A 10,594-nucleotide genomic window follows, 5' to 3' on the forward strand; every position below is an offset into this window, starting at 1 on the left:
ATCAGCACCAGGCGGACTGACTTATTGTCGTCTCATAGCTGTGCGCTGTGCAGCGTTGAAGGGCTGCAAAGAATTCCTACGGAATGGTCGGGAAACTCGTCGGTGATAGCTTGTAGAACTGCGGTTGCACGGGAAGGGGATAGCCCCTTGTCTCTTCGGCTGGCATAAGGATTAAAAAGTATTTGGGGGGAAAGTGCCGCAGGCGGCAGCTCGGCAGGCAACGGCACAATGTACTGGGTGTCGATCGCTTTCGCGCCCAGATCCTGCAGAATATATTTGTACTGCTCCACGATATTGAGCGTGTTTGCAGCAAAACCCATTTTACGATTCACACAGCGCAGTGAATCATCAAGGGAATAGAGACTCGCCGGGCGGAGTAACCGCATAAAAACGATTTCGGCAGGTTGCAGTCGTCCAACCAGATGAACAACGACATCGACATTACTTAGTTGGTTCACCAATTTGCGTAGTTCACCAAGCCCTGGATGCGGTTTCGTAACGATGACTTCATCCACACCGAAGGTGTTGGTATGCATTTCAGCTAACTCGTTAACCGTAAGTACAGTCAATCGGGCATTGAGCTTACGTGATTCGCGAAAAAAGAAAGAAGATACGATGGAGTCGCCCAATTTTGCATCCCAGCGAAGCAGAAGAATATGCAGTTTTTCGCCGGGGGTTTTCGTGGGCAGAGGTTTGTCCGCCAGCAGGCGAAATATCAGCCTGGAAATTGCTTTGCGTAAAATCTTTAAACTTAACAATGTGCTCATCAGTCCTTTGCTCAGAGGGCCGATCCCCACCATACGGTTTTTTCGGCGTGATGCGGTGTATTCTAATTAGCCTCAAACTCCATCTTGCTGCCAATTGGGAAGCGCAATAGCAAGCGAGGTGAACTGAGATTTATTAACAGGACGGTAAGCAACTAACGGTTTATACCGACCAAGGAACACAAACGCACTTAAATCAATGTTGTTCAATACCGAGCGCGCGCCTGATGAACGTCTGATCCACGAACCCAATCGATCGACTCCAAACGTCCTGAGTATCCCGAAGATACTGGCACAACTCATCCACATCAGCCTGGTCGGAAAATTCCAGCAAGTCTACCAGTCGGTGTAACGTCTGAATGGGAATGCCCATCTCTTCCAAGGCATTTACACCTGGTGGTAGATGGAAACTTTCGAACGCCAATTTGACATGCTTGTAATCGACTTTGCTGCGGATACCTCGCTTCAACGCGTGGTATTTGACTACATCCTCCATCAAGCTGAGCACCTTAGGTAGGGTGTAACCGAAGGTATTGGTGATGAGCTTCAAATCATTGTTGAGGGCGACGGAAAGAGTGCGCTTCTCCCCTTCAGACACCCACTGTCGTGCGTAATCGATCTGATTTTTCAGATATTCCGAATAGCTTTCAGCGCTTAAATAGCCGGCAAGTTTGGCGACCATGACATCCGTAGGCTTAACAGGGACTCCATTGCGACTGAACGTATGGGGAACCAGTCTGGCAATGATCTTTGCAAAGATCTTGAGGAAGTTTGTCGCCGGGGTCCAGTGAAATACCAGCGAGGAAAATTCGGTGTCGTCCATCATCTCGAACATGCTTTGCAGCACTTCGAACTGCTCGACACGGAAGTACGAGTGCTTCTTCACAAGGTCGATGGAAACACGGTCGTTTATGAAGACCTCATCAAAGCGATCCTGTGAAAACTCGGACAAGTGGTCTGGTTGAACGCTGGCCAAGAGGTTGATTGGGGTATCAATGTCCTGAATACCGAGTGGAATATCCACCTCTTGATTGAGGTTGTCTTGCGGGATTTCCTCCAGGCAAAAGATTTTGCCGACGAAGTGAACGCCCATGCGCCCGGCGCGGCCCTTAATGTTCCCATGGGTGAATTTGTCAATACTGCGAGTTCCATCGCGGTTGTCGTAGATCACAACGTTCTTAGCGATAGTGTTGACACCTTCAATGATCGTGGAGGTGCAGAGTAAGAAGCGCAGTTTTCCAGCATTGAATTGGTCGGCGGTGTATTGCTGCAGCGCCCTAGGTAGCGCGCCAAAATGCAAGCCGATACCGTTTCTGAGTGCGACCGTGTAATCCCAGTCGGCATCGAACTCTTCGCTGACCCAGTCGACATGAGGACTCTCAATCAGAGTGCCATGCCCAAGCCTGATCAGCTCGCGCGCCACCTGGCCGGCAACAGTTGGTGATTTGCAATAAATGATCGTTGCGCCGACGCATGCGCGCGCGATCTTCCCCAGTGCGTTGAGCTTAGTTTCGTCGTCATTCGCTTTAATGCCGAACGTCTGAACATCTAACGCGACAGTATTGAAGTCAGTGGAAACGAAAGTATGCGGATACCCAAGTCTTTCGAGACCGCGAATACTGTTAACGAAAGGTCCTGTCAGGTAAAACTGCCTGGAGACCTTAAGCAGTTTGCTCAACGCAATGTTGAGCTCGATGACTCGCTCGTCTTGATGATCAGTGGCCCCGCTTTTGAGTTGCCGGAACGCCAACTTGTAAAACTCGTCAATGACGAAGAGGTCAATGTCGACGATGTCGTCACGCTCGTTCACTCGCTCCTGCGTTAACACGTAGACAGCCTGATCGGAATGGCACACTTGGGAACTGTGGTGAATGATCTGATATCGGTCACCGAATCGCTCTTGCAGTCGGCGACGGGTTTCGTCGGCAAGAGCCACAGTCGGAACAACCAGAACGAGCCGCTTCAACGTTCCCATGCCGAGCAACGAATCGACGATTGCGCTTTTGCCCATGCTTGTAGGCGCGCTCAGTACCACGTTTTGACCGGACTTGAGCAGATCGAATATGTGGAACTGCATTGAGTGGAAAACGTAACCATCCGAGAATGGCGTTCGGTATAGCTCAAGCACCCTCAGGTCGTCCGGTGTCAGGCCGGTGAACTCCTTTTTGAGGTACGGGAACAAACCTGATTTTCTCACCATATTTTTCAAAATTGTGGTGTGCTCGGAAAACCGCTCGCGCGAATCGAGAGCACGCACGATCAGGTCCCGTCCCAAGTCATACGAAACAGGATTGGATAACAGCTTGTTGACCGCAAACAGGTAATTGAAAGATGAGAAGTCCTCACCCTGCAGGCTATGTTTCGCCTGTTCATAGACCTCTGTCATACAACCTCTCTCACCTTCTCATCAACCAATTGGGTTAACCGCTCAAGACTCGGAGCTGGGTAAATGAACACGTGGATGCAAAGATTCGCGAACGGCGAATCCTCGATGAGGTCAGCCACGAATTTTTCGAACAGCACCGTTGTTTCCTTCTCCAGGTCATCCTCGAACCCCGGCGTTTCAGGCTCGGTTAGCAGGTTCGAGTCATAGCCCACGAACAGAACAAACGTGAAACGATCGAGGTGAGCATCGAAAGGTTGGCTGCCATCAAGAATTTCGTCAATGTCGTGGCGAAGCAGGTAGTCATCGTCTTTAATGTCGAGGATCTTTCTGCGTGCTGTATCGATGCAATCCGAAATGTCCTCGTACAACCGATCCCGTATCTCCGGCAATCTGACGGCAATGTTAATATCAGTCACCAATTCGCTGAAGCCAATCCAAAGCTGATCACCTTCTGGATCGCGGCGAACGATATGCACGTTTTCAAGAATTTTTTCGGCCCCTGCTTTTTCCACGTATAACATGCAAGGGATAGGCTGGCTTTCGTGGTGTTGCCGGATCGTTGCGTGCAACAGCACTCGACCCAAAAATTCGCTGACGTCATGGAGCGATTTGAAGACGGAATTCTTTAGTCGTTCTCGCTTTTCAATGAATGTCAGTTTATGAATATCAGACATTTCTTTTGGTCGGAGAAAGACCTCATCCAACCATTGGCAGACGTTATCCGCGATGTGCTTGTAGCGGTATTTCTTAAGCGAGTACTGCTGATGTAGAACTTGGCCTTTACGCTTAGCGCAGGCCGAAGCCATAGGCGCTCTAAATGGCGTAAGGATGTGGGGTAAGTCCCGTTTGACGTAGATTTTGCGGCCTGACCGAGATTGGTCATCTTCGACACGCTGTTTGAACCACTCAAGTAGGTCTGGTCGTAAGTAGGACTTGTCATCAGCACTGTGAATGCGTCGAGAATGCTCGCCCTTGCGCGTCACGGTATCAAGGATGCGGCACCAAATGTCTTCGGCGACGGTTTCGGAACTGAGAATGACCCCATGTAGATCTTGGGAGGCTAGCCGTATGTTCTTGATCCCTAGAAGTTCCAGTTCGCGTAGGGATGAAAACACTTCCCATGTAGCCGCATCGATCCAATCTGAAACGCTTATACCTGAGTCTGTTAAATAATTGCCTGTGCGTTTGTTGAGATCATCGATGAGTTCCTGTCTACCTGGCTTATCTAGTCGGGCGTTTTGGCTGATCGTCAAGTACTCAAGGGTTTTGTTGACCTTTTCCTCTGTGACGATGGAGTACCTCCGCCCAAGGGCCGGGTCAGACTCACACTGCATTGATTTGTGCAAAATTGAACTGCAGGGAATCGTCTTTTTACCAGCACCTTTTGAATTCTGAACGATGTCCGAAATGTTCCAACGTGTTTTGCCGGTGCTTTTTACCTGAACGAAGTCGATGTATCCATCAGATACAATGTCGATATCGTCTGTGACCTCGCAGCGAACACTGCGGATAGTCTTGTCACGAAGCATTCGGGTGACATGGTAAGCGGCTACGCAGTCCTGAAATAAGAAACCGTGCTTGGCGGCGACTCCACCTGAATCGTTCGATTCCATTTAGGCATCCGTGACAATTTTGCGAAAATTAAGAAGATTTTATGACACAGCCCAATCGGATGACTGAATCATCACCAGTGATCTAAATACTTCACAGCCGTTCTCGGTCGCAGGTATCAAACTTTTTAGGGAAAAATAAATATTGGAACTATAACATACTGATCCAACTCACGGGAGGTGGACACAGTCTTAGGCGAGGCTCTGGTTTTCAAATTGTTCAGGGCCTCGAGCGCCATAGGCACTATGGTACCGCCGGCGATTGTAATCACACTTGATATAATAAAACACAGTTGGGTGCATTATTTTCTGGTTGGTAAGGTCATATCTCATTGCGTTTTGAGCAAGGTCAACATCGAGTGTTCATGGCTTGCTATGTTTTTGATGCCTTGTCCTTCTGATCCCCATTCCTCATAGCTCATCATGATTGCTTGTTTTAAGCTCTCTGCTCGCTCTGTTTCGACGTAGAAATTTTTCTTGTCTGCCGGTGAATAATTACTGAGTCTCGAGTTGCTGCTTGGTGAGATCAGGGCACTCAGATGCGGCCATGTGCATAGGTGGCAATTTGTGTGCGCCATAATCTCACCACCACATGGCCAATCCTTTATATTTTACTTCACCACTTCCATCAGCTTACCGAAGCTATCCACTACGTCATACTTCACGTTTTCTGGAGCAAACTTCTTGTTGATCTCATCGAAGAATTTACGGGCACATTTAATCTTGGTGGCTTCAATAGGCCGTAAATCCAGTGATGACATCGAGCCCTTGGTCTCAGCAACGAAATACACATGCTTGACCGAGCCTTCTTTAAAGGAAATGGCCCAGTCGGGGTTGTAATCGCCGACAGGGGTTGGGATCAGAAAACCACGTGGCAACTTGGCATATACCACCACATCCTTGCTGGTATCCAGCTCTTCGACGAACTTGCGCTCAATCGCAGAGTCGGTAAGCACGTAGTCATAGATGTGATTTCGCAATTTATTCCCGGCCTTACTGAGATCCTGTTTGCTCTGGCCCGTGGTAAAGATGTCCAAATCAAACTTGTCTTCTAGCGTGTCATAAGCCAGATGCTCGATGATGACATTGGCCTTTTGTTCGTTGACCAAGCGAATGGCTTCGGCAATGAAGCTTTCCGGGTTACTCTTGAATTGTGCGAAGATGTCAGCATTGAGGCCTTTTAGAATTTCGGCAACGGTTCGTCTTGTAAGCAAAGTCCCCTCTGCTAACTTGCCAATCAGATCGTACTGCACAGCGGAGTGGATGGAGGCGTTGTGCGATTCTGTTTCGGTAACTTTCAACTCGAAGGCATTACCCTTTTTGAGGTCATCGTAAGTTGCCGTATCAGCCTGCTCGCCACGGTGAATGGTGTATTGCAACGGCGTCACACGCAACCCAGCATTCTTGTCATTGAGCGCCTTGATCGCATTGTTCACTAGCTCAACATCATCAAACAACACGTTGTAAGTAGCCTTGCGATTGATTCGCCCCCACAGCGCCTTGAATTCCTGCTTTTCAAAGTTGGCGTTGGTCTGCAGTCTTTTGGGCTTGCGTCCATCTTCTACCTGCATGAGCTGGCTTTCGCTGAATACGCTATCAATCAGCTGGAATATTTGCTCTGCATAGGGCTGCAGTTCATCTGGCAATGCCTCCAGCGCGCCGTCTTTCTTAGCTTGATGGTACTTCTCCGTGATATTGCGCTTCTTATCGACATAGCCGTTCTGGATCAGATAAAACTCAATGTCCGTGGCCTGGTCGTCCGATACCGTAATCGGGCCTTCCTTCGTGTTCAGCATCTTGCCCGTGAAGTAGGCCTTGTCCGCCACACGCGGACGAGCTGACAAGGACTCGCTAATGTCCTTCTGCAAGGCGGTCACGAAGTCCTTGTAACTTTCGCTGGCCACGACTGTCAGTACGTTAATGTCATGAACAATGGACGGGTGATCCATGCGATCACCATTTTGATTAACGGACAAACGCAGGCCGCGCCCGACCTCCTGGCGGCGTGAAATGGTGTTATCACTATGCTTGAGAGTGCAGATAACAAACACGTTCGGGTTATCCCAGCCCTCACGCAAGGCCGAGTGTGAGAAGATAAAACGCACCGGCTCAGCTAGTGATAATAACCGTTCCTTGTCTATGAGGATCAGATCATAAGCATCTACATCATCCGACAAGCCAGCATTTTCACCGCGCGCAGCGACCTTGGGATCGATGAGGCGCTTACTCTTCTTGTCGATGGAAAAGTAGCCTTTGTGCGTCTTATTGGCTGCAATGCGGCGTAGATATTTAGCATAAGGGGAATCCCCCTGCATAAACCCATTATCAAAGGCTTCTTGAAGGTGCTGAGTGTACTCCTCTTCAAAGATTTTCGCGTACTCCCCCTTTTCATCGGCAGCGGAGTAGTCCCGGTACTTGGCTACTTCGTCGATAAAGAACAACGAGAGAACCTTCACCCCTTTATCGAAGAGCTCCATCTCCTTGTCAAAGTGTGCCTTGACCGTCTCACGGATCTGAATGCGGCGCAGCGCTAACTCGGAAATATCACCAGTCGCATCACCCACCGTCAGCTCTACGCCATTAGTAAAGCTCAAGGTGTCCGTATTGGCATTGATATCCGATACCACAAGCCCATCGCGGTATTGATCCAGCTCGTTCGATAGCACAAACAGATTGTCACCCTTGCCCAGTTTGCGAGTGACGCGCTTGATGTTTCCTCCGCTGAGTTTCTGTTCAAACTCCACAATCGCGACTGGCGGTTTTTTGTTTGAGATTTCGATGGCTTGTAAATAGAGATATGCGTTGGTTCCCGCCTGTCCCTTCACCGAGATCCCGCGCACCTCAATCTTCTTCACCAGCTTCTGGTTGTAGGCATCAAGCGCATCCAGGCGGTGGATCTTGTTGTGTGTGGTCTTGTGGGTAGCGGAATAGCGCAACACCATCAGAGGTTTGAAATTCGCCAGGGAATCCAGCGTCTTGCTCCCCTCCATCCGCTGCGGCTCGTCGAGGATCAAGATGGGCCGGTTGGCGCTGATCACATCGATAGGGCGGCGTGACTGAAAATCATCGAGCGCTTCATAGATGCGGCGATTATCTTTGCCGGTGGCGTTAAACGCTTGTACGTTGATCACCATGACATTGATACCGGCATCGGAGGAAAAGCTCTCCAGATGGTGCAACTGCTTAGAGTTGTAAATAAAGAAGCGCACCTTCTTGTGGTAGGTCTCCTGAAAGTGCTCGGCCGTGATTTCCAGCGATTTGGCCACGCCTTCGCGGATGGCAATGCTCGGCACCACTATGACGAACTTGCTCCAGCCGTACTGTTTGTTCAGCTCGAAGATTGCCTTGATGTAGCAATAGGTTTTGCCAGTACCCGTTTCCATCTCGATATCAAGATTTAGCTTGGCGACCGTGGTCTTGACCAAGTTCTCCGACAACGGCAAATTTTGCTGGCGCTGCGCCTGTTGGATGTTATCAAGCAAGGCAACCTCACTGAGGGTTAGCTCAGCATTTTTAAAACCGGTATCTAGCGCAAACAGATCACCCATGCCGTTTTTGGTATTACCAGGGTCAAGGCGATAGCTCATGGCCGCATCAGAGGCCGGTAGCTGCCCCTGAAAAATATCTACGACCGCCTGCACGGCGGCAGCCTGATAGGGCTGATGTTTGAATTTAAGTTTCATCACATGCCCCTCAGATGCATTTCACTTCGGTGGCGGGCGACACGAGCTTGAAAATCTGCTCGACGTTGATTTTGGCCGCGCTGTTCTTGTAGCCCGCGTCGCGGAATACCACGCGCAGCGGCTGCTGCTTAGCCAGTTCCTTCACAAAGGCTTCGTCGATGCTGCCGCTGGCGTCGAAGCAGGCGGCCAGTACATTGCCATCGACAAAGAACACGTCCTTGCCTTGGATGGACTGCTTGGAGATAGGTAGAGCCAGATCGACCCCCCAGTTCAGCATTACCTGGAACAGCAGATCCTCAGGCGTGCGGTCAGGTTTGATGTTGTCGACGAACAGATCGAACTTGGCTTTGTCGAGCGCGTCAGGGGTGTAGTAGACGTCCGCCATGTTAGACGCATCAATTTTAAAGACTCGAAAGCCAACGTCCGGTCTGTCGCCGCTTTCGAGCGCACCGAATTCCTGCTGAGTCATAACCCCAGAACGCCGAATTCGTTCCTTGGAAATCTCGGCGATAGAAAGCGGAATACCTTCACTCCGGCAGAACTCGATGACGGACTCATACTTCTTGTTTTTCTCGTCGATCAGCTCGTTGACTTGCACCGCTATGAAGCGGCGTTTTCCCGTGTCCCCCGTATTAGCGAGCATCACTGCATGGGCCAGCGAACCGGAGCCGGAGAAGAAGTCCATGAAGATTCCCTCTCGCCCGTTATAGAGATCAATGCAAGTGCGTAGTAAATGTACCGGCTTCTTGCCATCCGGAAAAGGAATCCCTCCTTCCTTGCCTACATTGTTGTAGTCGAAATTATCCCAAAATGTGCCGAGTTTCTCTTTCTTGATGATCTTGTCACCGCTGGCGTCAGCCACGTCATGAAGCCAAATGACTCTGCGTACGGATGGGCTGATATATGCGTGTGTTACCTTCACACCCTTGTCTCGTCCAGAGCGTGGAACATATTCAACTTCAAGGAGCTCACTGTCGTCGAGGCTCCCCACTGCATCGATCACACGGGTGCGGATGCTAGTCTGGGCATTGGTATCCGAGAAAATCTGCTTGAAGTATTTCTGATACGCCTCCGCTTCGGTAAGACCTTCGTTCTTGCACACCTTACTGATCGTCGTCCGCTCAACACCCTTTCGCTTGTAAATCTTGATGGCATTGCCGTCGCCATCCTTCACTTCGCCAAAGAATGTCCGTTCACCTGCCCCAAGAAGAATGCTCGTGTACTTCCAGCTTTCACCGGCGTCACGCATTTCCTTAATGACATCGGTCAACGGCCGTTCTGTATATAGATGCGACAGCGGATTGAACGATCCTAGTGACTTGGCGTATATGATTATGTACTCGATATTCTTCTTTAGCCGCTTATCCTCTCCCCCTCCAGAGGCTCCTGCGGACACCTTGGCCATGACACTGATGGTGTTGACATAATTCTGCTCGCCAAAAACTTCGTTACATAGCGCCAACGTGTTCTTCAGTTCGATATCGCTGATGGAAATACAAATTGCTCCGTCGTCAGCAAGAAGATTGCGCGCCAGACGCAACCGTGGGTACAACATCGACAACCATTTAGAGTGAAATTTTCCACTCGACTCGGCATTTACAATCATGCGATTCCCAGACTCATCGATCTGAAAGGACTTTCGGAAATATTCCTCTGCCGATTCGGAAAAGTCATCTTCATAGATAAGATCGGAACCTGTGTTATAGGGGGGGTCGATGTAGATCAACTTGACTTTGCCGAGATAGCTTTCCTGCAGCAACTTCAACGCATCGAGGTTATCCCCTTCGATGAACAGGTTCTTCGTGCTATCGAAGTCTACGCTTTCCGCACGGCAAGGGCGCAGTGTTTTGGCAATCGGCGCGTTGGCTGTAAGCAAGGCTTCACGCTTGCCCGGCCAGTTCAGGTGGTAGCGTTCCTGTGGCCCTTCAACAATCGACTCGGCAAGCTCTTGCCGCAACTGATCGAAATCTACCGCCAGCTTCACGCTAGCATCCTCGTCCTTGGCTTCGGTAACGCAGCCCGGAAACAAATCACGAATACGAGCAATGTTGTCCTGCGTGAGATTGGGCGAATGCATTTTTAGCTTTTCCATATTCTTTTCCTCTGGTCGCCAGTATTTATCGGCTCATAACTCAAGTTCGTATTGGTATA

At 49.9% G+C, this 10,594-nt stretch carries 7 protein-coding genes; all 7 read right to left on the minus strand.

Going from position 1 to position 10,594, the window contains the following annotated elements; all coding sequences use genetic code 11:
* Window positions 1–32 precede the first annotated feature (32 nt).
* Window positions 33–767, minus strand: coding sequence for a glycosyltransferase family 9 protein (locus JJB97_RS03320; protein WP_238712386.1), 735 nt, complete (start codon window positions 765–767; stop codon window positions 33–35).
* Window positions 768–960: 193 nt separating this feature from the next.
* A complete protein-coding gene (locus JJB97_RS03325; RefSeq protein ID WP_238712387.1) occupies window positions 961–3,150 on the minus strand; it encodes a DEAD/DEAH box helicase in 2,190 nt (729 codons plus the stop codon).
* The gene (gene abpA / locus JJB97_RS03330) at window positions 3,147–4,763 is read right to left on the minus strand and encodes an anti-bacteriophage protein AbpA (protein ID WP_100188799.1); all 1,617 of its coding nucleotides are present in this window, start codon (window positions 4,761–4,763) and stop codon (window positions 3,147–3,149) included. The genes JJB97_RS03325 and abpA overlap by 4 nt, the downstream gene beginning before the upstream one ends.
* Before the next feature lie 189 nt (window positions 4,764–4,952).
* Window positions 4,953–5,093 (minus strand): IS3 family transposase, encoded by a 141-nt coding sequence (locus JJB97_RS03335; RefSeq protein WP_399198015.1) that lies wholly within the window; start codon window positions 5,091–5,093, stop codon window positions 4,953–4,955.
* A complete protein-coding gene (locus tag JJB97_RS03340) occupies window positions 5,090–5,338 on the minus strand; it encodes a hypothetical protein (RefSeq protein ID WP_238712388.1) in 249 nt (82 codons plus the stop codon). Before JJB97_RS03340 ends, JJB97_RS03335 begins: the two co-directional genes overlap by 4 nt.
* A 33-nt stretch (window positions 5,339–5,371) precedes the next feature.
* Window positions 5,372–8,443: a type III restriction-modification system endonuclease gene (locus tag JJB97_RS03345; RefSeq protein WP_238712389.1), complete on the minus strand. Its 3,072-nt coding sequence runs from the start codon at window positions 8,441–8,443 to the stop codon at window positions 5,372–5,374.
* A gap of 10 nt (window positions 8,444–8,453) precedes the next feature.
* Window positions 8,454–10,535, minus strand: a complete 2,082-nt coding sequence (locus tag JJB97_RS03350; protein WP_238712390.1) for a site-specific DNA-methyltransferase — start codon at window positions 10,533–10,535, stop codon at window positions 8,454–8,456.
* Between the last annotated feature and the right edge of the window lie 59 nt (window positions 10,536–10,594).

Origin of the sequence: Tenebrionibacter intestinalis, from assembly GCF_016632365.1 — a bacterium.
Classification (GTDB): Bacteria; Pseudomonadota; Gammaproteobacteria; order Enterobacterales; family Enterobacteriaceae; genus Tenebrionibacter; species Tenebrionibacter intestinalis.